The sequence below is a fragment of the Sutcliffiella halmapala genome (genome assembly GCF_050107295.1).
In the GTDB taxonomy this organism is placed as follows: domain Bacteria; phylum Bacillota; class Bacilli; order Bacillales; family Bacillaceae_I; genus Sutcliffiella_A; species Sutcliffiella_A halmapala_A.
The window spans coordinates 113,815-139,553 of record NZ_JBNIKR010000003.1; the positions used below are offsets into that span (position 1 = coordinate 113,815).

The following is a 25,739-nucleotide window of genomic DNA, read 5'->3' on the forward strand; positions in this document are numbered from 1 at the left end:
GCCTGACCCCCACCGCTTTAAAGCGGTGGGGGTCAGGCCCCTTAAACATTAACTATTTACCCTCTGCCATCTTTTCCTTTACCATTTCCTTTGTTATCTTTACCTTTATTTTCGCCATTACCATCTTCTTCAGCTTCGTTTTCGTTTTCTTCATTGTTCTTTCTGTTACCTTGTTTTTCAGAAGCTTTGTCGTTATTTTTATCCTCTTTTTCCTGCTCTTTATGGCTTGCTTTCTCTTCCTTTTTCTTGGCTTCTTCTTTCTGCTCCTGTGCACGCTCTTTATTTTGCTTTGCCTGTTCCTTATTCTTTTGAGCAACAGCAGGAGTTACTGTGCCAGCATTTTCTTCAGATTCCGTTCCATCCTCTTCCGGCGCTTCAGGTGCTTCCACAACCTCCGTCTCCTCGACAACTTCAGGCTGTTCTTCCGCCGCTTCCTCTTCTTCGGTTGCTTCTCCCGTGTCTTCTACTGCTTCCTCTTCCTCCACCGGTTCTATTTTAGCTGCGAACTTTTCCTGTTTCTTTTTCAAAACGTCCAATTTCTTCGTAAGTTTTTTGATTGCATTGGCATCTTCCGCTTCCACCGCTTCAGCCAATGCCGCCTCTACATGGGTCATTTTTTTGGAGACTGCGGATTCCTTGATTTCAGCCATGGAAATACCCATTTCAGCCATCCATGCTTCAAGGTCTGCCTCCTCACCCTCCAGAAGAGCCGCAATTTCCTCGACCGTTTTTCCAGTTATATCAGATAGGGAGATAATTTTTGCGATTTCGCCATAGCCGAATCCTTGTTCACGCAACAATTTTACCTGCTCTGTATCATAGCCCATCACGACATTGGCCACAAGATAGGCTTTGTCCTGGATTTGGGTGACTTCCTCTTTTACTTCGTCCTCCAGCTGCTCTTCGATTTCCTCATTGATTTCGGTAGCTTCCTCGAGCTCATCACTCAATTTCTCTTTTTCTTCATCCTTCAGGTCCTCTTCTGCCATTGCATCGGACACTTTTTCCTGAGCTTGTTCCAGCAAGGTCAAGTAATCCTCCACCAAATCCTGAACATACTCCTTCTTCTCCTCTTCCGTCATCAGCTGAGCCTCAGCCAGGCGTTCTTTGGCAAACTCCACCAACAGTTTCGCCTCTTCCTCAGAGTTGAATGTAAACGTCAGCTTCAAGTCCTCCCAAAGCTGGTCAAAAAAGTAGCTGAACTGATCCGGTGTCGTCCCCGCATTCGTCGTGTTTTCCTCAGTATTTGCACTGACCGATGTACCGACCGTCAATGTCAAAGCAAGTGTTGTTGATAAAATAAGTTTCTTCATCTATTTTCCCCCTAAACTATGTATCAATAAAAAATCCATAAAAAAGCTACTCCGAAGAATAGCTGCGTAGCTCTTCGGCAACTGGCTGGCATTTTACATCATGTAAAAGAAGCCCCTCTAGCTTTGCGTCCCCATGTTTCCATAGATTTGCCCGTTCGGATTCGTATTGTTATTTTAAGTATAAATATTAGCAGAATATTTAGGTAGGTATTTTTGTTAGTTTTACGAAAGATAGGAAAATAGTAGTAGGGGTAGGGGGTATATTTCATTGATTAAGAACATGCGTGCCCTCCCCATAAATGACCATTGTATCCCTTCCTTGAATCCGATAGCCTTTACTGATGTATACAATATTAATAGAGATAAAAAGGGGAAACTACAACATCATGAAATTTACTTTTAAAAGGTTTAGCTGGTTTATCATGACAGTTTGCAGTTTGCTATTTTTAGTGGCATGCGGTGGTCAAGATGGTAAGGCGAAAACAGAGAAAACCGAACGCATCCCACTTGAACTATCCATCCTTTCCATAAATGAAAGTGAGGACGGCACGGAAGTTAAGGTCGAGTTCAACTCCAATCTTCCGGAAGATTTGGCATTTAAGGATGTAGAACTTCAAAAGGAATATGCCAAGCAGGTTGGGCAATATACGATTCATAATGAGAATAACACTTCCAGCGTGGCGTATTTCTACTTTGTCGGCGAAGAGCCGGTAGAGATACAAGATGGAGAGTACACCTTAAGCATAGAGGCGGAAGTCCAATACGAAGGAGAAAATGGGGACTTTCTATTTAATTTTGTTTTAGGTGGATATCCCTCTGAAATGGAAGAATATTATCATGACTCTAAGACAGTTAAAATCAACAAGAAAGACCATAATCACTATATTTTAGAGGTAGAAAGTAAACCTTTCTCGGTTGAAAATAAAGAACCTAGTAGAGAAGAAGATACAGAATCTTTAAGAACAGATACTACCGACTCCACAGACGAAGCTTTATTAGAACAGGCATATATTGCCCAGATGAAAGAACATGCAGGAATGATGGGTGATGAGATCGGTAGATTCGGAGAGTATTTTGAAAATCCACGAATAAACGACCAGAATCGGATGGTCGATGTAACGGTTACCATTGTGAAAATCTCAAGGTTAAGTAAGATGCCGCAAAGCTTTGAGGTACCTGCAAGGTATAAAGAGACACACGCAAAATACATGACTGCCATGGATTTATATTATATCTCCATGGATATGTTCCCTTCAGCGCTAGATAATCAGGACGCAACCGAAATTGAGGAAACAACCTTTTCAATGGAGCTCGCCCAGGGTTATTTGGATGATGTATTTACGGAACTGGCGGAATAAAAGGAATAACGAGGTGAGGCTGTCCAGAAAAGCATTAATTTATGGCTTTCTGTGCAGCCTTTTTGTACGACATTCTCCCTTGAAAAGTCCAATAGAACCTTTCTAATGACCTCTTTGTGCTGCATGCCCCTTGAAAAGTCCAATAGAACCTTTCTAACGGCCTCTTTGCATTGCATTCTCCCTTAAAAAGTCCAATAGAATCTTTCTAACGGTCTCTTTGTACTGCATGCCCTCTTAAAAAGTCCAATAGCCTTTTCTATTAATCCACTTTATCCTCCTCTATCATGTCATCACAAAAAAAACAAAAGCCATCCGACATTCAACTCGGACAGCCTCTTCATAAGCGTAAAAATCCCTGAGCAAGGACCCTTATCAGCAAAGAGAACTATTTTTCATCAGCTACAAACCAAAAAATAAATTTATGGAACCCGCTTTCTTTCAGCATCGTCTATAATGTGAAGGGAGGAGGATTATGGAAACTATGGCAGAACATGATATGTACCAAGCGAAAGAAATCTTACTTGAAAATTTAATTGAAGACTATGGAACAGAACTGAAGAGGATCGCCTACCTATATGTGAAAGATCACTCACTTGCCGAGGATATCATACAGGAAGTATTTATAAGCTGTTATCACCACCTGGACTTCTTTCGAAAGGAAAGCTCATACCGCACCTGGCTTATGAGAATTACGGTCAATAAATCCAAAGATGCACTGAGAAAGTGGAGCTTCCGCAATATTGCTTCCAAGGCCGTAATAGAGCCTGCCATCAAAGAATTAAATACTCCTGAATCCAATACTTTTATCAACTTGGAAAAGAAAGAGCTCATTCAAGAGGTGCTCAAACTTCCCATAAAACTACGCGAAGTCATTATCTTATTCTATTATAAAGAGTTCTCCATAGAAGAGATTGGAAACATCCTCGAACTTAATGAAAGCACCGTCAAGACCCGTCTTTTCAGAGCCCGGGAAAAGCTAAAAACAAAATTAGAAAGGAGCGGCAACCCATGGAAAAACAACTGAAAAGCCTGAACAAAGACTTGGACCACCTACTTTTGCAAGAAGTTAAAGTCACCAATGAAGAAAAGAAAAAGATATTTCAGCATATCCATGTAAAAAAGAAGCGAAAAAGCCCCATCGGCTATTACGCTGCGCTCGTTGCCGCCGCTGCCCTTATCTGCATTTTCACCCTTTCACAGATTGATCTTTTTTCGGAAAAAGACCCCGGAATGTCAAATAATGATCCAGCCATCATCATTCCGGATGAAGATAAAGCACCTGAAGAGCCGGTCGATGATGCGGAAGCACCGACAGTTCAGGAGGAGCCGGTTGAGGAAACTCCCACCTCATTTACAGAAACACCTATTTTCTATGAGACAGAGGATGGCTTCTTTAAGCTTAAGCTTACTAATGATGCAGTTCGCGGAATCGGAATCGGCGATAGTATGGAGGAAGTGCTGGAAATCCTCGGGGAGCCTGATGACAGACCTATTGATGATGCCACTCCAGGTCCTATCTTCCACTATTCGAATGAGGAAGTAAAAATGTTCAGCATCATTTTTACAGATGGACCTCAGCCAGAAGTGGATTTTGTGAATGCCTTCTATAAAAGCAACCCTATGAGCGAAGCATCCTTTTACAGTGGCACCTATGATTATATTCTTGATTTAAAAGCCAATATCAATATCTATGATGATGGAGAGATTGTTTTTACCTCCCATAGCGATTCTTTGTACAATATTAAACTACTGAATGCCGAAAAGCATCAGGATGGCCCTACTACGAAAGAAGCATATGATGCCGTAGAATTAACGTTGGAAGAGTTTTTGAAAAAAATCAATGATAACGGGAAGGAAAAGGAGTAATCAGGGATGAAGACGTTCCAGAGGTGATTATGGGTCTTTTTGACTGATTCTTACAACATTTGAATCATCAGATGAGAAAGTCTACCCCAAGAGGGAAAATGTATAGTATAAGATTAGTATATCCTGTTGAATTTACTTTTTATTGCGCTTTTGGCGGTTTATTTTAAGAAAAGAAGAATGTGTAATAATCCAAAAAAATAGAGCTGTCACACAAGTCCACGTGTGACAGCTCTTTAATCGGTGGGGCAGTCAGGGACATGGGACCTGTCCCCATGTCTCACTTCGACAACCGCTCAATCGTCTTCGCTAACAACAGTGTCCGCTCCGGCAAGGTCTTGATTTCCAAATACTCGTCCTCGCTATGGGCGTTCCCTCCGACTGGGCCGAGGCCGTCAACGGTGGCGACTCCTGTTGCGGAGGTGAAGGATGCGTCCGAACCACCACCTGTTGCTGTATCGAATACCTGCAAGCCTATCTCTTTGCCGACTTCTTCAATAAGATGCAATAGGGACTGGGTTTGCTTATTCTTCTCCATCGGCGGACGGCTGATAGAGCCTTTCAGGATAATCTGGGTGCCGGACACATCCGTGGTCGCGCAGATTTCCTTTATTTTTTCCTCCAGGTACTTGGCCTGGTGAATTTCAGAAATACGGATGTCTACATGGGCGATCGCGATTGGCGGGATGGTGTTAATGGAAGAACCGCCTTCGATCAGGCCGACGTTGACGCTGATGCCTTTTTCGTAATCGCTCAGCGCATTGAGCTGGATGACTTTATGTGCGAGCTCCTGGATGGCGCTCCTCCCTTTTTGCGGCTCGATTCCGGAATGTGCCGCTTTTCCTTTTACGATAACGGTATAGCTTCCCCCGCCCCGTCTCGCTGAAACGAGTGAGCCGTCCTTGCGGGCAGGCTCCATGATGAGGGCGTATTCCTTGCCTTGGGATTTTTCCTCTATTAAAGGCCGTGACGTCGGGGATCCCACTTCTTCATCACTGTTCAAGATGATCAGCATGTTTTTGTAGCTCTCGCTTCCGGACTGCTGCAGGGCTTTGATGGCATATAAAAGCTCAACCTGACTGGACTTCATATCTACCACACCTGGTCCGTAGGCTCTGTCCCCTTCTATCCTGAACGGGCGCTCGGCGGCTGTCCCGAGTGGAAAGACGGTATCCATATGGGCTACCAAAATGATTTTCGGGTCAATTGCGTCCCTATGTTGGACAATCAGGTTATTACCGTACTTCTCCTCTTCCCTCACCTCAACGGTAAAGCCCAGCTTCTCATATTCCTTTTTCAAAATGGCTCCTACGCGGTCGATTCCTTCCTTCACGTACGTTCCACTATCGATGTTCACCAGTTTCTCTATCAATTGAAGCATCTCTGCTTGGCTCTGCTGTAAATACGTCTCCACTATTTTTACATCTCCTTTATTTGTGGTTACAGTTCCCTCGCCCTAGTGGGACAAGGGAACTTGCCCCCAATCACCCCCGGACCAACGGGTAATAACAAGCAACAAAATGTCCGGGTTTTTCTTCTCGTAATTCAGGTTCGTCAACTTTGCAATTGTCTTGTGCGTACACACACCTCGGGTGAAAGCGGCAGCCTGACGGCGGATTGGCCGGGCTTGGCATGTCGCCTTCTAAAATGATGCGCTTTTTCTTATCCCTCAGGGTCGGGTCTGCTAAAGGCACCGCCGACAATAGCCCCTCTGTATAAGGATGAAGCGGTCCATCGAATAGCTGCTCCTTCGTCGTGACCTCGACCACTTTCCCAAGATACATGACGGCAATCCGGTCGCTGATATGCTTGACGGCAGGCAATCCGTGCGCTATAAAAATGAACGTCAGGTCGAATTCCTTCTGCAGCTTCACCATCAGATTCAGGATCTGCGCCTGAATCGAAACGTCCAGAGCAGAAACCGGTTCATCACACACCACAAGCTTCGGCTTCAAGGCTATCGCCCGCGCAATCCCGATCCGCTGGCGTTGCCCTCCACTGAACTCGTGCGGGAACCGCCTCGCATAGGATCGGTCCAGGCCGACAACATCCATCAGCTCATTGACCATTTCCTTCAGCTTCTTCCCTTTTGCCACGCCATGTGTGACCAATGGCTCTGCGATAATATCGAAAACTCGCATTCTCGGATTCAACGAAGAGTAGGGATCCTGGAAGATCATCTGGATTTCTGCGCGCTTTTTCCGCAATCGCTCCCCAGTGAGGGTGCTTAAATCCTCTCCCTCGAAAATGATTTCCCCCTCCGTTTTGTCGAGCAGCTGCATGATGAGGTTGCCTGTCGTGGACTTGCCACAGCCGGATTCCCCCACTATACCGAGCGTTTCACCCTTTTTTACTAGTAAGTCTATGCCGTCGACTGCTTTTAAGTACTGCTTATTTCTTTTCAAAAGACCTTCTGATACGTCAAAATATTTCTTCAGGCCTCTGACTTCCAACAGATATTCGTCTGCCTTTTCCATTACCTTCACTTCTGACATTTAGATGGCCACCTCTCCCTCTTCATGCAGCCAGCAGCGGACCTTGTGCCCTGCGGACGTTTCCTCCAGTAGTGGCGCCTCGTACATGCATTTCTCCATGGCATAAGGGCACCGCGGCTGGAATCTGCAGCCCTTTGGCATGGCAGCTGGCGTCGGAACCGTACCCTCTATCGTTAAAAGCTCCTCGTTCCGTTCATGAATTTTTGGCGTACTATCAAGCAACCCCTTCGTGTATGGGTGCTTCGGGCTGCTGAAAAGCGTGAACACATCGGTGTGCTCGACCACCTGGCCGGCGTACATGACAATGACAGTGTCGACCATCTCCGCCACGACGCCTAGGTCATGGGTGATCAGCATAATGGATGTATCAAAGTCGCGGGTCAGGCCCTTCATCAGTTCGAGGATCTGCGCCTGGATCGTCACGTCGAGCGCGGTTGTCGGTTCGTCCGCAATAAGCAGTTTCGGGTTGCATGATAGCGCCATCGCAATCATGACACGCTGCCTCATCCCGCCGCTCAATAGATGCGGATGCGAGGAATAGACCCTCTCCGGCCTCGGAATCCCCACTCGGCGGAGCATTTCGATACTTTTTACCTTCGCCTCCTGCTTGGAAGCGCCTTGATGCAGTCTGATAGATTCAGAGATCTGGTTCCCGACTGTGAATAACGGATTCAAGGACGTCAGCGGCTCCTGGAAAATCATCGCGATCTCGTCGCCGCGCAGCTTCCTCATCTCTTTTTTCGAGAGCTTAGTCAGGTCCTTTCCTTCAAAAAGGATCGACCCTGCTTCAATGCTTCCCGTTGCCCCGATTAGGCCCATGATGGACAGGGAGGTCACGCTTTTTCCACAGCCGGATTCGCCGACCACCGCGATCGTTTCCCCTTTTTTTATCGAAAAAGAAACACCGTCCACAGATGGGATGACTCCGTTCTCCGTCTTGAAATGGGTTTGCAGATCTTTCACTTCCAACAATGTTGTCACGTTACAACCTCCCCTTTATTTGCGAGTAACGGAGCGCGGATCCAGGATGTCCCGGAGCCAGTCCCCAAGAAAAATGATGCCAAGTACAGTGATTGTGATGGCGACACCAGGAAAAGTGGCAAGCCACCAGCTTGTCGCAAGATAATCCCTGCCGTCACTCAGGATTCCGCCCCATGAGATCGTCGGCGGCTGAATGCCAAGGCCAAGGAAGCTGAGTGACGCCTCCAAAATGATGGTCGTCGCGACACTCAATGTGGAGATGACGATAAATGGCGACACGACATTCGGCAGCAGGTGGCGCATGATGATTTTCGAGTGCCTGACCCCGATCGACCTTGCCGCTTTAACAAATTCGCGCTCCTTGATGGAGAGCACTTCCCCGCGGACAAGCCGTGCATAGGTAACCCAGTTGGTGATTCCCAGAACGATGATAAGAGTCGTCACACTCGGACCGAAAATGCTCAAGATTACCAACGCAAATAGAATGGTAGGAATCGCAAGAAAGGAATCTACAATTCTCATAAGAAGGTTATCGAGGAATCCCCCGAAATAGCCTGCTATCAGACCAACGAAAACCCCGATTGCCCCGGCCAGCACAACGGCCGCTATCCCAACCAGCAAGGACACCTGCGAGCCATAGATGATGCGGCTCAGGATGTCCCGTCCGAGATTGTCCGTTCCCAATAAATATTCCGTGGTACCATCCTCCGCCCAGAAAGGAGGCTTCAGCATCATTGCCGGATTGATGAGATTCGGGTCATGAGGCGCCAGCACCTTCGCAAAAACCGCAACGGCAATAACGCAAAAAACAATGATAAATCCTACCGTCCCCGTTTTACTTCTTAACAGCATCCTTGCCCATCGGGATACGGGACCTGTCGTCCTGACCGCTCCACTTGCCACGGGCTGGTGGGACACGGGACCTGTCCCCAAATTGATTTCCGCCATATTCTTCCCCTCCTTCAAATGAGTGTTCAAAAAGGAGGATAAAAAGAGCAAAGAAGTTCGAGGAAGCGTAGTCTCGAGCACCGCAGCGTATGTTATGTAATGTTGCGGAGCGCAGAGGCAAGCTGACGAAGAAATTCGAAGCTATTTTTACCGGACTTTTTGAACATCCACTTCTAGTTGTATTTGATTCTAGGGTCTAATACTTTGTAGATTAGATCGGCTAGTAGATTCATTAAAATAACCATAAAGGCGATGACGAAGACGCTTGCCTGGACGATGGCCATGTCCCTTGTGTTGACGGCCTGGATCAGTAGCTGCCCGAGTCCCGGCCAGGAAAAGATGGTCTCGGTGATCAGCGTCCCGCCTACTACGGTGGATGTCTGAAGGGCCGTGATGGTCACGACCGGAATCAATGAGTTGCGCAATGCATGCTTGTTCACAACGAAAAAGTCATGGATTCCTTTGCTTTTCGCCGTCCGGATATAATCCTGATTAAGGATTTCAAGCATGCTCGAACGGATCAGCCTTGTCATCTCTGCTGCGATCCCTGTGCCAAGGGTGATGGCCGGCAGGACGAGATGGGAAAAGTTTCCCCGCCCCGACACCGGAAGCCATCCGAGCGTCACCGAGAAGAGAAGAATCAACATAATCCCAAGCCAAAAGTTCGGCATCGCTTTTCCAAGCACTGCCCCGCCTGTAGCGAGCAGATCAAGCGAGGAGTTCTGCTTTGTCGCAGACCAGATGCCAAGCGGGATGGCGATGACGATCGCGACAACCATCGCAGCTATCGCTAGCTCAAGTGTTGCCGGCAATCGCTCCAGCACCAGTGGCAGTGCGCTCGCATTGTAGCGGAATGAGTCACCGAAGTCTCCCTGCAAGAGTCCCTGCATGTATGTAAAATATTGAATATGAAACGGCCTGTCCAATCCAAGTGAGGTGCGAAGCTGATCGATGTCCTCCTGGGAGGCGTCTTCCGGCAGCATCAGTGCAACAGGATCACCTGCTACGAAGACGAGGCAGAATACGATAAAAGAAATGATAAAAAGAACGGGTATGATTTGTAAAAGACGTCGAACCAGGTATTTGCCCATCATTTCACTCCTTATGATGTAGAGGACCAGGGAATAATCCCCAGTCCTCCTTCAGGTCAGTGTAGGTTTTTATTTCTTTTTAATAGTCGGGACATAGATCATTTCGTCCGGATTCGGGTCAAAGCTGATACGGTCGCTGACACCGATGTTGATCTTTTCCTGGTGAAGCATGATGTGCGGTACTTCTTCCGCAGCAATCTCTTCGATTTTCTGGATCTGCTTCTCGCGTGATGCAGGATCCATGTTATTCGCAGATTCTTTTAACAGCGCTTCAATTTCATCGTTTTTGTAGTCGGTCTCGCCTGCAAAACGCTCTGCGCGGTACCAGTCAACAGAGTAAGCTCCGTCAAACATGGAGTTACCAAGGCCTAATAGGTACGCGTCCTTATTTTTCTTAGCAGAACGCATCTCAACGAAGTTGCTCCATTCCATGAATTCAATGTTCACTTTTACATTGATTGCCGCAAGCATTCCGGCGATCATTTCAGTGATTTCGGCATCCTGCAGGTAACGACCTTTCGGTGCATGAAGCGTCATCTCAAAGCCATCTTCGAAGCCCGCTTCTTTCAAAAGTTCCTTCGCTTTATCCACATCATAGTTATAGGTGTCATGGAGATCCGGGTTGTGCCCGAAGTTACCAGGGCCTACACGCGTACGGGTCGGCACCCCACCGCCCTTCAGGACATTTTCCGTAATGGCCTTATTATCAATTGCATAATCCAGAGCTTGGCGGACACGAACATCAGAAGTCGGATAGCCTTCTGTGGATCGAAGGATCAGCATGATGGTTCTATTGGATGTCTCCTGAACGATGGACGTGCCATCATTGTCGTTCACGCGATCCCAATCAGCCGGAGGAACGTTGACAGCAATATCCACGCCACCAGTAAGCAGCTCGGAAACTCTTGTGGAGTTCTCAGGAATAACGCGGAAGACCACTTCATCCCACTCACCCGCTTTTCCTTCATAGTAATTTTCGAACGGCGTCATTACGATGCGGTCATCCCTCACCCACTCCTTAAACTGGTAAGGACCGGTTCCAACCGGATTCTCCAAGAAATGATCCCAGCCTTTTTCGTTTATGTATTTGCTAGGCAACATTCCAGATCCCAAACGGGAAAGTCGGTGAAATAATGAAGGCTCCGGTGCATGCGTCACTACTTTAAAAGTAAGGTCGTCCACGATTTGGACTTCTTTAATCTGCTTATAGTTCGGATACTCCTTCAACGTATCATCAGTCGCAACACGCTCAAGCGTGAATTTTACATCCTCTGATGTCAACGGATCGCCGTTATGGAAGGTAACTCCCTCTTTCAGCTTCATTTCCACTGTCAGGTCGTCAATTTGCTTAAATGTGTCGACCAATTCAGGATGGATTTCACCTTTTGCATCCTTTTTGAACAGGTAGTTGAACATATTGTCATGTACTGCCTCTGTGGACGTGTTGTTATGGTTGTGGATATCAAAACTCACAATATCCGTTCCCATCGCAATCGTTAACGTGCTGCTTTCATTTTTCGGAGTCTTTCCATCATTGTTGCCATCTGTCCCTGTTTTGCTATTGTTTGAACACCCTGCCACAAGTAAAGCCGTGATTGCCATCACCATCATGAAGCTCCAAATGGATTTCCTCTTTCTCATTCGTCATCCCCCTTAAATGTTGTTAAATGAAGCCATTCTCACAAAAAAGCTTTATAGAAAAACAAATAGAAAGCAGCATCCATTTGTTTACTCCCACGTTCAGATGTTCTATTTTCCATCACTTACTTAGCCAAGCTAAATAATATTTTCATAAAGAAAGAATAATCCAAAAATTATAAAAAATCAATAAAATAATTACAAGATTTGTCATAGTTATAAATATTTAGTAGTTCTATAGAAATGGGTAGGTTGGGGTGGAATCTATCTGGAGGACGGTGAGGATAGGTAGGTTTACCCATTGCGGATAGTGTTTTAGTTCGTAGATTATATGGGACATAGGAGGGGTAAAGTTGCATTGTGTGCCGCTCTTTACCTAGGTCCCATAAATAAAAAAATAGAGACAGGTTCCCCTGCCTCTACTCTATTAACCTCATACAAATTATTCTATTCTTCCAGCCTTGCTTTTCGTCTACCAGCCACCATCACGCCGCCCATCATCACAAGCAGCACGCCTAATAGCATATAGTTGAAAGCAGATGTTGCTGTAACAGGAAGCTTGTTCCCGTTGCCGTTGCCAGGTTTTGTGCCTTCACCCGGTTTACCTGGGTTATTGCCGTTGCCGTTTCCTGGGTTGTTACCGTTGCCCGGCGGTGTATTCCCGTCACCATCTCCTGGATCAGTACCATCGCCAGGGTCTGACCCCTCAGCGCTGACCTTCACCACAACAGTCGTCAATGGATCGACCGTAATGCTCTCAGCAGTCAACTGAACACCAGTGACGTCAGAAACTTCCTCAGCCCCTGCTTCATCAGCATCAACGACTACATCACCTTCCGTCAGGTCTTCACCCAACGTCAGAGCTCTTGCTTCTGTATCTGCATTCACAAATACGTAAAACAGATCTCCATTTGTCGCTTCATTTCGATACGCAACCACGAGATCCTGATCACCGATTTCCGGAGCGTCAATCATCGTCACATTGGCATCTACCAATTCTTTAGTACCTAATCTGAACGCATCCGTAGAACGACGTAATTCGATCAATCCTGCCGTATACTCCCGGGTCACATTGTTGACCGGATAAAGCTCAGCATCCGTTGCTTTTTCCCAGTCAAATCGGTTGATGATGTCCGATGAGTCGTAGGAATCATGAATAAAGTAAGGATACTGGAATGGGGTACCGTCCTTGTCCGTCATGTAGGTGGACTTGTAAGGTGCGGTTTCCGATTCCGCTCTCCATTGCTTCGTGCGTCCGTATTCCTGGCCGGCATGCAGGAATGCCGTACCTTGGGAAGTCAGGATGATGGAATTCCCTAAACGGATTCGCTTATGGATCTCCAAACTATTTTCCTCAACATCCGGATCCTTCTTGATCGATTGTGCGATAACATCGTGCAGCGTCAAGTTGTCATGCGCCGCAATATACTGCACCACATCACCTGGGTCATCAGCCGTAAAGTTACGAGGCTGCCCTTTGATATTGTCAAAAATCTGCGCTACATCACGTGCGCCGCCCGTAATGAAACGCGCTTGGCCTTCCGAACCGAACCCTGATTTCAGCTCGTTGCGGATTTCATCGGAGAAGCTTGCCACAGATTCCGTGTACTGCATCCATTGCTGGTCTGCCGCTTGCACCGGCTCGCCTTCATCTCCTGCAAAAGTGACCCAGCCCTCGCCGATCATGACGATGTTCGGGTTCAATTTTTTCGCTTCGTCATAGGCGATCTGGATGCTCTCTGCATCGTGGTCGCCCATCATGTCAAAGCGGAATCCGTCCACCTTGTACTCGTCAACCCAATACTTGATCGAGTCTACCAATACGCGGCGGGACATTTTATGTGTCGTACCGAGACGTCCGCCACCGAAGCTCGTTCTTGGCGTTCCGTCTGCGTCCATGAAGTGGTAGTAGTTTGGTACAAGGTCCTCGAAAATCGAAACCTGTGCCGTGTGGTTGTATACCACATCAAGCACTACACCCATGTCGCGTTTATGAATCTCGTTAATCAGGTTCTTGAACTCTTTTATTCTCAATTCAGGATCATTCGGGTTCTCCGAATACATACCGGATAGGGAGAAATAACTGTGCGGGTCATATCCCCAGTTATAGTTCGTATCCGTGGACGCATAGTCCAGCATTCTCTCAGCCGAAGCCAGCTCATTGCTGAAATAGTAGCTCATCACCGGCAGCAATTGAATGTGGGTCACGCCCAATTCCTGAATGTAATCCAATTTTTCCACGAAGGATGCAAACGTTCCGAATTGCGCTTTCAAGTCGTCTGCAATATTTGGATCGGATGTAAAATCACGAACATGCAGTTCATAAATGATCGTGTCTTCACGCTTTTCAAATCCAGGGATGTCAGCATAATCAAGCTTCGGTCCGATGGAGGAAACATCGACGATTGCCGCTTTTCCAACCGGATCTCCCGCTTCATTGTTCCACGCCGCCATTGATTTTGCATACGGGTCGAGAGCGAGCTTAGTCTCGTCACCATGAGTAATTTCATAATGGTAGTAGTAGCCTTTCAAGCTCTTCAGACCTGTGTTGTCCTCATCCAGCTTCACACTCCAGACACCGCGGTCACCCTTGGTCATCGCAACCGTGTCCACTACCGTATCCTGGTCGTCCTTGTCATAAAGAACCACGGAAACATCGTCCGCTTTAGGAGACCAGACCTTCAAGGTAGCCGTGCCGTCCTCATGCAGTTCGGCGCCAAGCTTCCCGTCATAGCCGTACATTTCATCAATCAGCTTCCAGCCGGATTTGATCGTGATCTCGCGGTCGCCATACTTAACCGTGTAAGGCATCTTTTCCAAATCGAACGTTCCATGGACCGACACGCGCTGTGCCCCGTCCAATGTCACGTCGTCAATTGTCACAAGGTTCCCATCCACGTCCTTGATCTCCAATTGCCCTTTCAGTTCCTCAAGATCCAATCCTTCCGTTTTGGTAAAAAGAAGCGTGATTTTCTTGTCGGACAGAACCTCGCCTGACAATAAGGCAACAGCCACCGTACCATAAGGGTTCGTGTAGACTTTATCTTCGCCTTCTTTTACAAAAAGCTGGTTATGCTGCTGCAGCATATCGAATGTCATGTCTCCAGACTGCTGCCCTGAAAGCTTGTTGACAAAAAGGAAGCCTATCTTCTGTGCATCTTCTATCAGTTTGATGTCATAGTACGCACCATGTTTGCCATTGCCCGCTGCATCAGCCGCACCGTTCGGCCAGCCGTCAGATGGTGCCGCGACATCCTCCCAGTTCCATAAGCCCCAGCCGTCATAATCGGCGTTGTTGCGCTCATAGTGGATTCGGACCGTATCTTCCGGAAGGTCCACCGGCTCGTATAAAAATACTTCATCAGAGCCTTGCTTGATCCAAACCTCGTTCAAGTCTGGCGAGAATAGCTCCAAGGCTTTATCGCCGCCATCCTTGTCCCCATTCGTCGTATTCAAAACAAGGAATCCTATATTTTGTGCATCGCTTTTTAATTTTACATCAACGTAGGCACCATAATCCGTCACCTGACTTGCTTCAAAAGGTGTTCCGCCTGAAGGCCAGTTCTCGGATGGTGCCGCCACGTCTCCCCATAGCCATAAGCCAAGGTTTTCATAGCTGTTGTCGGTGCGCTGATAGTGGATGCGAAGCGTGTCTTCACCAATCTCACCAGGCTGACTAGGCTCGTCCACAACAGGAACATCGCCATTTTCCACTGTAAATAAAACCGTCCCGCCATCTTCCATCGCTGGGATCGTGAACGTCACTTTTCCTTCTTCAGTTGCTTCAAAAGTTTGACCGGAATAGTGGTCGGTAACCACTGCATCCGAAGAACCGAAGTTCAATGTCACTTCTTTTTCCTCAGCAGCCGTGTTCAAGCCGACATAAACGGAATCATCGCCATGACTGCGGGAGAAAATTAGGTACTTGTCACTGTCAGAGCCTGCGATTTTCTCGCGTTTCCCTTTAGCAAATACGTTTGTATTGTCGTTACGGAATGCCAATACCTTTTTGTAATGATCCAATACCTCGTTACCTTCCACCTGATCCCATGGAAGGTTTGGGCGGTTGTCATAGTAAGGATAGTTATTTTCGCCCGGTAAGCCAAGCTCTTCTCCGTAATAGATGACAGGCTGCCCTTTAGCCGTCAGCTGCAGGGATGCCGCCACTTGGTACTTGCCAAGGTCGCCGCCGACTGCCTCCAGGAAGCGGTCTTCATCATGGCTCCCAAGGAATTGGCCCATCGTTGCAGTGTTAGTAAGCTTGCCGTTTCGTGCCTGAAGCTTTGTTTCGACCGCATTGATCTGGCCGTTAACAAAATCATTAGCGTAATTTTTAAACTCGAAATCAAGCAGGGAGTCCATCATTCCTGTGTTCAGGTAGCCCTGGTCATTACCAATGCTCGCTCCCCAAGCTTCCCCGATCAGCTTGTGTTCCGGCATTTCTTTTGTCAAAGCGTTTTTAAAAGCCATCCATGTTGTGTTCTCGACATGCTTCACCGTGTCCACACGGAAATAGTCGATTGTGTTGCCATTCGGCGTTCTGGACTTCTCGATCCAGTCGGTTTGCCACTGGACGATCTGGTCGCGAACTGCTGATTCCTCTGTTAAAAAGTCCGGTAATCCCGCAAGTTCCCCACGAACCGTATCCGTTCCGCCTGCACGAAGCATGCCATCAAAACGGGCACGGTCTTCATCTGTCGGGAAGTTCGGAATGCTGCTTGTATCGCCAGCCTTCAAGCCATATCCCGTATGATTCAGTACCACATCGACCATGATTTTGATTCCGCGTGCATGCGCTTCATCAATCAGCTCATGGAAATCGGCCATCGTCCCGAAATGCGGGTTCAACTCGCCGAAATTGCTCGCCCAATATCCATGATAGGCATAGTAAGGCGTGTTCGGATCGTCATTATATCTCACATCATGCTTAATATTCTCCACAACCGGATTGATCCAGATCGTGTTGATTCCAAGCTCGTCCAAATAGTCCAGTTTTTCAGTAATCCCTTTGAAATCCCCGCCCTGGTACGTTCCTGACTTCGACTTGTCATAGCCGATGCCGTACGGATCATTGTTGGAGGAATCGCCATCAAAGAAACGGTCCGTCAGCATGAAATAAACCACTGCCTCGTCCCAATCAAAGTCCGCTTCCTCGCCAGTGAATGTGCGCGCCTTCACCTCAAGCGTCGCTTCCCCCTCATGGCTATTCCCGAACTCATCGATCGCCGTGATCGGCAAGGTTTTCACACCGGCCGGCACGTTCTGGTTGACCGCAACTGTCACTTCTTTCAGTGCAGGGTCAATCAGGACTTTCTCGTTTCCACCAACTGCGGATAGATTAATAGAAAGCTCGCGCACCGAGGTATCTTCGCCTGTGCCAAGGTCCACTTTTACAACAGCATTGTCGTTGTAGTCAACCGCTGCAGGCTCCACAGTTCCACTTACATTCAGTTCTGCAACCTGATACTTGACTATGGATTTACCATCTACTGTGTTATATGGATCGGTAACTTCGGTCGTGTTGCCATCCACTGTCACAAAATAAGTATATTCGTGCTCTCCACGCGGAAGGTCGTTGTACGTATATGTAAAACGCTCATTCTCCGCTTCTGCTTGCATCTCGTATTTTTCGCCTAAAATCGAAAGCTCGACTTTTTCGACCTTGCCCATTTCCCCGTTCGCATAAAGCTCTTTGTCACGGAAAAAGAAATGCGCATTAGCATCCTCCACAACCGGCCCGTTTACTTCCGGCACCTGGAGAATCTCCTCCTGGCCGCTAGTTACATGAACCTTTGTGATGGACTCGTTCTTGTTCAGCGCAATGTAACGGTCATTCTCGCCGTCCTTCGCTTCCCAATCCCCTTTACGGACGATAAATCCAACCTGCTCCGCTTCCGGACTTACCGTGATCGTGGCATATGCCTTGCCATCCTTAAATTCAGTAAAATCATACTGAGCATCATCCTTGATGCCTGTTCCCCAAATCCAAAGATTCCAGCCATCGTAGTTCCCGTCAGCCCGCTCATAGCTCAGGATGACCTTGCGTTCCCCAGTATCTGCAATCGCACTTAGTGGCGCGACGCCTGCAAACATGGAAACAACAAGAAGAACCGACAATAGCATTGCCATACCGCTTTGAAATTTCTTCCTCATGAAACCATTCCCCCTTTGATTGTATAAAAATTACAGCGGAAGCGTTTGCACAAATTGTCGTAATATGTTTATTGTGAAATCGTTTGCACAATGTTGCACAAATAAGCGATTCCTAAACTAGTAAAACTATCAAACTTATGCAAACGCTACCATTCTCCCTAACTACTAAGATACTACGAGTTTTCCGAATAATCAATAAGATATTTCACAGGTCCCTTGTCACACCCACTTTAAAAGTGTAGCGCTATTGTATGAAAGTCATGAAGGGCTTTTTGACCGTTTGGGAATCGGAAAACACTCTTCATCGAGCTTATGATGAGCTTTTCAAACGATTTGGTAACACAAAACACCCTTCATCAAGCTTATGAAGGGCTTTTCAAATGATTTGGTAACACAAAACACTCTTCATAGGTGTTTGTTATTACTTCCACATAAGCGACAAAACAAAGCCCATAGCTATATACCACGAATCAACTCCACCGCTTCTAAAACATCTCCCACATACACCGCTCCGTCCGCCTGGATTTGCCTCCCGACTACGATCGTTTTGCCTGCTTCAGCAAACATCGGGATATCATTATGCGAGTCCCCCACTGCGATCGTTTCGCCCTTAGTAATACCGAGTCTTGCTTGAAGCTCTCGCAGCGCCTTCCCTTTATCGGCTCCTTTGGGCAGGATATCCACCGCGTCGATATGTTTATAAAGATTTATTTCATCCTTGTAGGGTAGCGAAATCTCTTCCATAAAGGCTGCAAATTCGTCCACATCGCTGCGGTTCTTCGGAAAAATGGTGAGTGCGGTCTGATTCGGTTGCTTCCAGACACGGCTTCCGAAACGCTCAGCCACCTGACTCCCCACAACTGTAAGAGCCTCCATTGCTCCGATCATCTGGATTTCCTCCGATTTCATGACATCAAGAATGATGCAGCCGTTCTCCCCGATGACAATCGGACGTTCCAAGCCAAGCCCTCTCGCAAAACCAGCCAGATATGCAGCATTTTTCCCGGAATTCAGTACAATTGTATAGCCCTCCTGCTCTAATCCCACCAGGCTTTCTGCCACTTTGCGCTTTGCCCCCTGCCCGGCAGTTGCGATGGTCCCATCAACATCGAATGATATAAGTTTATAGATCATAGGTAACTTCCCCCGTTTGGTTTATTCTATTAATTTATCATAATGTTTAATAGAATTACCGGCAAAGGTTGTAATATGTCTTTTCTCATACTATTCTTACAATAAGTGGAATATTGTAAAAAAGATAAGAAAGGAGGAATCTGATGATTTGGCTACTTTTTATAGGCATAATCGGCTATTTTGCGTACATAGGGAACATTTGGGGCATGTTGATTACTATTTTAGTAGGGATGTTTATATTGTCCAGAGCCGGTTCGAATAAAAACTCAGAAGGCTCTGGGAAACATACGTCAAGTAGTGCCAAAGAACAGTCCGACTATTCCGGTTTTCACAAACAAAAAAGAAACCGGGTACAAACAAGCCGTCTATCCACAGCAAAACAATATGCACACCAAACTGTCGCTGCTTCCAAAGACAAGGCACATAAAGAAGAATATATCCATGGAGACATTCACGGCTATTACACAGATCCCGATGCCCTTTACCTCCAGCGGCTAGAGAAGGAGGAGCTCGAAAAGAGGGAAAGAGAGCGAAAGTCTGCAGCCAAAACTGAAAGCGAAAATAGAAAAAGGCGTGATCTGGAAGAAGAGGCTCGTATCCTCCGCAGACATAATGCCGAGCACTGGCGGGTCAAGGCAGTGGACGATGAGCTCGGCCGCTCCTATTCAGAACGGCAATGGGAGGACCAGAAGGAAGACTACGAACCGGAATGCTCCGAATGCAACTATTGGAAGTCCCAGTGCCGTTGCTGTGACACTTGTGATCGCTACCCGTGCCAGTGTTGCTATAGGTGTAAAAGTTACCCTTGTGAATGCTGCGACACATGCAACGATCATCCTTGCCAATGCTGCCGGAGTTGTGACAGCTATCCTTGTGAATGCTGTTCAGAATGCGGACAATCGGAGCGCTATTGCCGGTGCTGTAACAACTGCGAACGTTATCCTTGTGAGTGCTGCCGCGAATGTGGGGAGGCGGACTGCCGGTGCTGCTCTACCTGTGATACTTACCCTTGTCGTTGCTGTAATACATGCGATGACTACCCCTGCCGATGCTGCCGCAATTGTGACGACTATCCATGCCAATGCTGCAGAAGCTGCGGCGAATATCCTTGTGAATGTTGTAGTGGGTGTGGAAACCCGAACCGATATTGCCGGTGTGATGACTAGCGGGTAAGAGGGAGAATCTAGATGAAGAATGGTGCCTGCCCCCCACCGCTTTAAAGCGGTGGGGGGCAGGCACCCTAACTAATTTTAATGCATTTCTTTTACCTGATCTTCTTGATCGAACTCAACCGTCAAGGTGTTCTCAGAGATTATTGAAGCAGGTCCTAAGGGAAGGTGACGACTACACCGGCTTTGTCGCCATGGGCTTCGTCAGTCCCGAGGGGAACCCGATATCCGTTTTTCGAGGCAGCGAACCACTGCACGGGAAATTCAATGAGGATCAGAGTGATGATTGGGTCGATAATCTGTATAATATGCTGCTTGGCAAGGAGTCCTCGCAGTACGCGCAGGCAGAAGCCTTTTATAAAAAGATGAATGAGGAAGGCAGCGGCCGCCCCATTGTAGTCGGCCATTCCAAGGCAGGGAATCTTGCTGCATATCTCGCAGCCAAATTCGGCTATATGGATGCACATCTCTATAACCCGATGCCGCTTCATAATAATTGGGTGAATGAAGAGAACCTCAAGTCAAGCAATGTTTACACCCACGTGGCAGAAAACGACTTCATTGCCACCCTTCTCTCCCTCATAGAACCGGGAGAGATTGAAACTCTATTGAGCGAGCTTTCCGAAGAAGAATTCGTCATGCTCCTTAGCTTGGACAAAGAATCCATCGCTCAGCTTGTTACAAGCCATCCGGATGTCTTTGCCGGAATCCTGAGCAGGCTTTCCGAAGGGGCCATCACGAAAAAAGAGGCGCAGCTTATCCTTGAAAGTTTGACAGAAGAAGAACTATTAAAGCTTATGAATGGTGATGATGTTGCAAAAATCATGTTGGGTCTCTTGTTCGAACATCGCAAGGATCTGGGGGATGTCATCAACCGGCTGGTATTTGAGGAAAAATGGAAAGATATCCGTGATAGATTGGCAGACTTCGAAGGTAACTTCACGAGATTCAAAGACAACAACAAAATGTATACCTACCCAGGAAAAGTTCAAATACATAACAATGACTCAAAGATCTGGAATATGATAGATTCCCATGGTACCCATAATTTCTACCAGACTTACTATAGCACGATAAAATTGAATTTTTCCGAAACAAGGAAGCTAATTCAACAACTGGACAGCATCAATTCCAGGCTTTCCAACATTGACAGCGATTTAAATGTGTTACTTGGCAAGCTTCTCCTTGATTTGAATCCACTTGACACCTTTCAGAACCTCATAAACGGCGGTAGTACCATTTTGGCCGACTTGAAAATCGAGAAAAGCAGAACCGTCTCCAACTGCAGCAAGTGGCTCCAAACAGTAGAAACAGAATTCTTAAATAAGGAACGCAGTCTCGTTCAGCAAGCAGGAAAGCTGGGAGGCTGGCGATAAGAAAACCAGTGGAAGGTGATGACGTTGGGACTCGACAAAAAGGATAGACAGCACATAGAAGCAATACTCCAGGATTTGAGAAAAGTAATCAAGGATATCGATTCTGTCAGCTACCAAATGGATATCCAATACCGCACAGTCGGCGGCCAGCAATTCTGTTCGCCTCTTATGGAACTGAAAAGAAAATGCGAGAAGGCAGCCAATAGATTGAACGGGATACTATGAGATGTTGAGGGGGCCTGACCCCCACCGCTTTAAAGCGGTGGGGGTCAGGCCCCCTCTTTCATTTAAAGAATTTTTATCAAAAAACTCATCAAATAATGACAATTTCCTCGGAAATTACTCATTATTGGTCTCAGACTGCTAAATACAGCTATTTTCTCTTCCACCATTCAACGGCATTCAACAAAAATCATTACAGAAATTGTTGGAATTTTTGTTGTTTATATTAGGTTTTATGGAGGTAATTTTATAGTAGATACTTCTTCATCAAGACATCCACCAAAAACTTATTATATTAAGGAGAGATTCTTATGAAGATTAAAGTGAAAAGCTGGAGCATGCTTACCCCTCAGGATAAATTGTTTATTCTTAAAGCAGTCAGCAGACGTTCTCAGGTGAAAATTGGTGCTTAGTAAAATTTCTTATGGCCAGGTTCGTGTCCCCCATTAAATCGCTAATTATCCATCTACTAGTCTCCATCGTCACTCCCATGATATATACACAATAATAACTCCAATATAATCCTTCTTTACAGACACGAACTTTACCATTTCGTCTCAAAAAAAAGCCCGACGTCCTAATTAAACTGAACATCGGTCATTTTGGAGACATCGCACTAAGTCACCACCGGTCACACATCATTCAACCTCCAATTCACCTCATCCAGGTTAAATGCTTCATACCCCTGGTCTTCTCCCCATTCTTTCATGTATGTATGGTCAGGATGCTTCTTGTCTTGAATGATTTGCAGGAAGAGCTCGTAACCCGGTTCTCCCCCTACATCTTCAGGCGGTGTGCTTCCTTGGCCAGCCAGGCATACAGGTCTGTTAAGGTCATGGTTCTCGATCACCTTTTCCACCTCTATTTTATGCGTCCAATCATCTCCAAAGTCATAGTTGTACAGGATTTGCGATGGGAGATAGTCTGAAAGCTTGACCCCGGTCTCCATTTTCATCGGTATCCCCCCCTGATACTGGAATGCTTCTTTGGTGCACACCAGATGAACAATGGGTTTATTTTGATGGATAGCCACAACATTCTTCACCGAGCTTGGTGGAAATATGAGAAAATCGTGCAGGTGATGACCCTGCCATCCAAAGGCAGCCTGCAATACCTCATGCAATTTAGTAAAAGTAATATTGGTTGGCACTATAATCCTGCGCCATACTTTATGATTCCTCAGCTCCAGCGTCACCTTCAGCTTTACTGCCTCCGTGTGGAACACAGATTGACCGGATAGGTCCTCCAGTTCCTTATACAATGCTTCGTTTGGATGATAATAGCTCTTCTTGCCGTCTCCAACCAGCAGCGTACTGATTTTAAGGCTCAAATCCTTTTGCACGATGGAATCAGGATCAATCAATTCCCCAAAGTGATAAACAAACTCACTCGAATTGTTCAACCTTGCGACAGCAGTTCGGTCCTTTGTTTTGGAAAAGACCACCCTATCCGATGAAGAAATGAACTGCTCTATCAAATCCTCCTTGATGCACTCCGCTTGGAATACTTCACGAATGGCCTCTTTGATGTGAACATCAATATTCTTCCATTCCTTTGCTTTCAAGCCATAAAGTACAATCATATATCGGTTCTTATCATTCACCAGCACCAACGCTTTTTTCCGTCCAAGCTTCAGAAAATTCGCGTGCCAGGCAAACAATGGATCCACCTCTATTGGTGCTTCAGGTGTCACTTTCAGTTCATCCAGAAGTTTTTTGGTACATTGAATGAGCATAGTTATTCTCCTTACTGACCACTTTAAATTTTGTCGTTTTTGTATGTAATTATTTTAACATATTACTTAAACGTAAATCATTCCAAGGGGAACATTGGACAATATACCCCTCCCCACAATTTATGTAGAACAGAAAAAATGCCGCATAAATAAGCATAGTTTACTTATCCATACGGCTTAATAGCTAAAGTACCTATCCCATAGTCCCGGGTTCGTATCACGCTACGGAGGGGCAGGGCATTGCAGTGATGACAGCTATGGGAGTGCAGGTCAGGAGATGCAAAGGGGTCTCTAGCTTTTTATATAACCCTAGTATGTTAGTAGGACAAGAATGTTCTAGTAGAATGGTACATTTTAATAGAGGACCACTATTTATCTTAAACATTTGAAACCAAGGAACCTGTCTCTCATACCCATTTATACAACTTTCAAACCTTATTTTTACAAAAATTCTAAATTTTTTGTAAAAAACTACACTTTTATGTCTAATTATGGATTATAATGTAATTATAGGTAGAAATACCTAAATAAAATTGATTTTTTAAAAGGAGTGTTTTGATGGTATTAATTGTGGAAGATTACGAGGTAAGTGAAACGACAATGGCGTTGATGGTTTATGCGCACCCCCAGCATCAGACGAAAATTCTCGATCTGGAAGGGGATTTCATTACGAGCGAATCTTCCAAGGATTTATTGAATCATGCATGCTTGAACGAAGGCTGTACAGCCGAAGGGAGGCGAACAGCTACAATTATGGCGACGAACTACATACAAAAGACACCGTTACTTGTTAACCAAGTGGAGGGAATCATCGCGATCCCGACACATTCACCAGATCAGCATACCTGCTGCTGGATTTTCCTACATCATGTCCTTCAAGTTACTCCTATCACACCTGCCAAGTGCAAAATTACCTTCCAGAACTACACAGAGATAGAGCTCGACGTATCAGCAGCAACCATTCGCGAACAAATGAAAAAAGCCTCCATCGTGCAGACCCGCTTCTGTTCGAACCAACGTTATGCGTTTTGGTTGAATCCGAAGCCTAGGAGAAAGATGACGAAGCGTCGGTTGGAGGAGTAAGCCACTGGAGCATGTTTAGTGGACTTCGGCACGCGGGTCACGGGCTTGTCAAAGAGTCAAAAGGAAAAGTCGCTTAGTCCGGCTATTATGAACCTATTGAAAGAAAAGAGCCATGCGGAAAGCATTATTTGGCTCTTTCTTTCAAAGCTCCGCAAAAATTTGGGTAAAGCTCAACAATTGCTGTATGACTTTCCATGCCTCTAACACAAATCCCAAAATGCTCTCTATTTTAGCAAGCATTTAGGTTCTTCATTTATTATTCCACCTATCTTAAATTATTTTAGCCTAAATAATTTTGTTATTCCCCTTAACTCTCCCATTTGCTAAAAAGGATGCCAATTAATTATAATAAATAAATGCGTCATGAAAATTGGCGTTTTTTAAGGTGAATAATAATCTCAATAAAATACAAGGGGTTTAGTATGGAAAATTGGCTGACTGAAATTATCAATGAATTTGGGTATATGGGGATTGTGTTCTTAATTGCATTGGAGAATGTCTTTCCTCCAATACCGTCTGAGGTGATCTTGACGTTCAGTGGGTTTGCAACGACAACGTCCAACCTGAGTATTTTCGGTGTTGTGGTGGCATCGACGGTAGGCTCCGTGGCTGGAGCTATCATTCTGTATGTGATCGGGCTGCAGCTTGATGTGGAGAGGCTGGAAAAAATTGTAGATAGATGGGGGCATGTTCTTCGCGTAACAAGAAAAGATGTTCATAAGGCCGATGCCTGGTTTGATAAATATGGGCCATGGACCGTTTTCTTATGTCGCTTTGTGCCATTGATTCGCAGTCTGATATCGATTCCTGCCGGGATGTCGAATATGAATTTCGGCTTATTCCTGCTCTTTACCACGATGGGAACATTGATCTGGAACGTGGTTCTCATCAATTTGGGAGCTTCGGTCGGGTCTTCATGGGATACAATCGTCATTTATATGGAACTTTATTCTACAATAATCTATATCGCTTTAACGGTGCTCATCATCTTTTTCATATATCGTTTTGTTAAAAAGAGAAGAAGAAGGCCCTAATTTCAAAAATCCATTCATACATTCTCATTTGAAGTATAAAAAGTTCAAAACCACTTTGAATTGAATATTGATTAACAATTATAAAAAGCACTGCAAATCGCAGTGCTTTTCTCATTCTCGTTAAATTTCCTTTATCGCTTTAATAT

At 46.0% G+C, this 25,739-nt stretch carries 18 protein-coding genes and 1 riboswitch; of the genes, 8 read left to right on the top strand and 10 right to left on the bottom strand.

Annotated features, from left to right (window positions below):
* Window positions 1-56: 56 nt before the first annotated feature.
* Window positions 57-1,313 (bottom strand): DUF5667 domain-containing protein, encoded by a 1,257-nt coding sequence (locus ACQCT5_RS06490; RefSeq protein WP_499640180.1) that lies wholly within the window; start codon window positions 1,311-1,313, stop codon window positions 57-59.
* A gap of 73 nt (window positions 1,314-1,386) precedes the next feature.
* Window positions 1,387-1,475, bottom strand: a riboswitch (cyclic di-GMP riboswitch).
* Between the two features lie 224 nt (window positions 1,476-1,699).
* Between ACQCT5_RS06490 and ACQCT5_RS06495 the strand changes: the two genes are divergently transcribed.
* From ACQCT5_RS06495 to ACQCT5_RS06505, 3 genes are all read left to right on the top strand, one after another.
* A complete protein-coding gene (locus ACQCT5_RS06495; protein WP_499640182.1) occupies window positions 1,700-2,671 on the top strand; it encodes a hypothetical protein in 972 nt (323 codons plus the stop codon).
* Window positions 2,672-3,143: 472 nt separating this feature from the next.
* Window positions 3,144-3,695, top strand: coding sequence for a sigma-70 family RNA polymerase sigma factor (locus ACQCT5_RS06500; RefSeq protein WP_499640184.1), 552 nt, complete (start codon window positions 3,144-3,146; stop codon window positions 3,693-3,695).
* Window positions 3,680-4,537, top strand: coding sequence for a hypothetical protein (locus ACQCT5_RS06505; RefSeq protein WP_499640186.1), 858 nt, complete (start codon window positions 3,680-3,682; stop codon window positions 4,535-4,537). The genes ACQCT5_RS06500 and ACQCT5_RS06505 overlap by 16 nt, the downstream gene beginning before the upstream one ends.
* 277 nt (window positions 4,538-4,814) lie before the next feature.
* Here ACQCT5_RS06505 and ACQCT5_RS06510 read toward each other — a convergent pair whose 3' ends face one another.
* The 8 genes from ACQCT5_RS06510 to ACQCT5_RS06545 form a co-directional block, all read right to left on the bottom strand.
* A complete protein-coding gene (locus tag ACQCT5_RS06510) occupies window positions 4,815-5,948 on the bottom strand; it encodes a M20 family metallopeptidase (protein ID WP_499640188.1) in 1,134 nt (377 codons plus the stop codon).
* Between the two features lie 70 nt (window positions 5,949-6,018).
* Window positions 6,019-7,029 (bottom strand): ABC transporter ATP-binding protein, encoded by a 1,011-nt coding sequence (locus ACQCT5_RS06515; RefSeq protein ID WP_499640190.1) that lies wholly within the window; start codon window positions 7,027-7,029, stop codon window positions 6,019-6,021.
* A complete protein-coding gene (locus ACQCT5_RS06520; RefSeq protein WP_499640192.1) occupies window positions 7,030-8,010 on the bottom strand; it encodes an ABC transporter ATP-binding protein in 981 nt (326 codons plus the stop codon).
* 15 nt (window positions 8,011-8,025) lie between these two features.
* Window positions 8,026-8,958 carry an ABC transporter permease gene (locus tag ACQCT5_RS06525; RefSeq protein WP_499640194.1) on the bottom strand — a complete coding sequence of 311 codons (933 nt, stop codon included), beginning with the start codon at window positions 8,956-8,958 and terminating at the stop codon, window positions 8,026-8,028.
* Window positions 8,959-9,131: 173 nt separating this feature from the next.
* Window positions 9,132-10,049 (bottom strand): ABC transporter permease, encoded by a 918-nt coding sequence (locus ACQCT5_RS06530; protein ID WP_499640564.1) that lies wholly within the window; start codon window positions 10,047-10,049, stop codon window positions 9,132-9,134.
* Between the two features lie 69 nt (window positions 10,050-10,118).
* Window positions 10,119-11,690, bottom strand: coding sequence for an ABC transporter substrate-binding protein (locus ACQCT5_RS06535; RefSeq protein WP_499640196.1), 1,572 nt, complete (start codon window positions 11,688-11,690; stop codon window positions 10,119-10,121).
* A gap of 444 nt (window positions 11,691-12,134) precedes the next feature.
* Entirely contained in the window at window positions 12,135-17,840 is a 5,706-nt protein-coding gene (locus ACQCT5_RS06540; protein ID WP_499640198.1) for a pullulanase, read from the bottom strand.
* Between the two features lie 456 nt (window positions 17,841-18,296).
* Entirely contained in the window at window positions 18,297-18,974 is a 678-nt protein-coding gene (locus ACQCT5_RS06545) for an HAD family hydrolase (protein WP_499640200.1), read from the bottom strand.
* Between the two features lie 645 nt (window positions 18,975-19,619).
* Between ACQCT5_RS06545 and ACQCT5_RS06550 the strand changes: the two genes are divergently transcribed.
* The 3 genes from ACQCT5_RS06550 (at window position 19,620) to ACQCT5_RS06560 (ending at window position 21,744) form a co-directional block, all read left to right on the top strand.
* Window positions 19,620-20,147 carry a hypothetical protein gene (locus tag ACQCT5_RS06550; RefSeq protein ID WP_499640202.1) on the top strand — a complete coding sequence of 176 codons (528 nt, stop codon included), beginning with the start codon at window positions 19,620-19,622 and terminating at the stop codon, window positions 20,145-20,147.
* A 142-nt stretch (window positions 20,148-20,289) separates the two neighbouring features.
* Window positions 20,290-21,519 carry a Tle-like phospholipase domain-containing protein gene (locus ACQCT5_RS06555; RefSeq protein WP_499640203.1) on the top strand — a complete coding sequence of 410 codons (1,230 nt, stop codon included), beginning with the start codon at window positions 20,290-20,292 and terminating at the stop codon, window positions 21,517-21,519.
* 24 nt (window positions 21,520-21,543) lie between these two features.
* A complete protein-coding gene (locus ACQCT5_RS06560) occupies window positions 21,544-21,744 on the top strand; it encodes a hypothetical protein (protein WP_499640205.1) in 201 nt (66 codons plus the stop codon).
* 628 nt (window positions 21,745-22,372) lie between these two features.
* On the opposite strand, the gene ACQCT5_RS06565 is transcribed toward ACQCT5_RS06560, so the two are convergent.
* Window positions 22,373-23,476 (bottom strand): plasmid pRiA4b ORF-3 family protein, encoded by a 1,104-nt coding sequence (locus tag ACQCT5_RS06565; protein ID WP_499640207.1) that lies wholly within the window; start codon window positions 23,474-23,476, stop codon window positions 22,373-22,375.
* 558 nt (window positions 23,477-24,034) lie between these two features.
* Between ACQCT5_RS06565 and ACQCT5_RS06570 the strand changes: the two genes are divergently transcribed.
* Entirely contained in the window at window positions 24,035-24,559 is a 525-nt protein-coding gene (locus ACQCT5_RS06570) for a competence protein ComK (RefSeq protein WP_499640209.1), read from the top strand.
* Between the two features lie 422 nt (window positions 24,560-24,981).
* The gene (locus ACQCT5_RS06575; protein WP_499640211.1) at window positions 24,982-25,593 is read left to right on the top strand and encodes a DedA family protein; all 612 of its coding nucleotides are present in this window, start codon (window positions 24,982-24,984) and stop codon (window positions 25,591-25,593) included.
* Window positions 25,594-25,739: the final 146 nt, after the last annotated feature.

What these genes read in the sequence shown, in the direction of transcription:
- ACQCT5_RS06545 (WP_499640200.1), bottom strand. Translation starts at nt 18,974, where the DNA reads ATGATCTATAAACTTATATCATTCGATGTTGATGGGACCATCGCAACT.
- ACQCT5_RS06565 (WP_499640207.1), bottom strand. Translation starts at nt 23,476, where the DNA reads ATGCTCATTCAATGTACCAAAAAACTTCTGGATGAACTGAAAGTGACA.
- ACQCT5_RS06540 (WP_499640198.1), bottom strand. Translation starts at nt 17,840, where the DNA reads ATGAGGAAGAAATTTCAAAGCGGTATGGCAATGCTATTGTCGGTTCTT.
- ACQCT5_RS06570 (WP_499640209.1), top strand. Translation starts at nt 24,035, where the DNA reads ATGGTATTAATTGTGGAAGATTACGAGGTAAGTGAAACGACAATGGCG.
- ACQCT5_RS06550 (WP_499640202.1), top strand. Translation starts at nt 19,620, where the DNA reads ATGAGCTCGGCCGCTCCTATTCAGAACGGCAATGGGAGGACCAGAAGG.
- ACQCT5_RS06515 (WP_499640190.1), bottom strand. Translation starts at nt 7,029, where the DNA reads ATGTCAGAAGTGAAGGTAATGGAAAAGGCAGACGAATATCTGTTGGAA.
- ACQCT5_RS06575 (WP_499640211.1), top strand. Translation starts at nt 24,982, where the DNA reads ATGGAAAATTGGCTGACTGAAATTATCAATGAATTTGGGTATATGGGG.
- ACQCT5_RS06530 (WP_499640564.1), bottom strand. Translation starts at nt 10,049, where the DNA reads ATGGGCAAATACCTGGTTCGACGTCTTTTACAAATCATACCCGTTCTT.
- ACQCT5_RS06525 (WP_499640194.1), bottom strand. Translation starts at nt 8,958, where the DNA reads ATGGCGGAAATCAATTTGGGGACAGGTCCCGTGTCCCACCAGCCCGTG.
- ACQCT5_RS06505 (WP_499640186.1), top strand. Translation starts at nt 3,680, where the DNA reads ATGGAAAAACAACTGAAAAGCCTGAACAAAGACTTGGACCACCTACTT.
- ACQCT5_RS06495 (WP_499640182.1), top strand. Translation starts at nt 1,700, where the DNA reads ATGAAATTTACTTTTAAAAGGTTTAGCTGGTTTATCATGACAGTTTGC.
- ACQCT5_RS06500 (WP_499640184.1), top strand. Translation starts at nt 3,144, where the DNA reads ATGGAAACTATGGCAGAACATGATATGTACCAAGCGAAAGAAATCTTA.
- ACQCT5_RS06535 (WP_499640196.1), bottom strand. Translation starts at nt 11,690, where the DNA reads ATGAGAAAGAGGAAATCCATTTGGAGCTTCATGATGGTGATGGCAATC.
- ACQCT5_RS06490 (WP_499640180.1), bottom strand. Translation starts at nt 1,313, where the DNA reads ATGAAGAAACTTATTTTATCAACAACACTTGCTTTGACATTGACGGTC.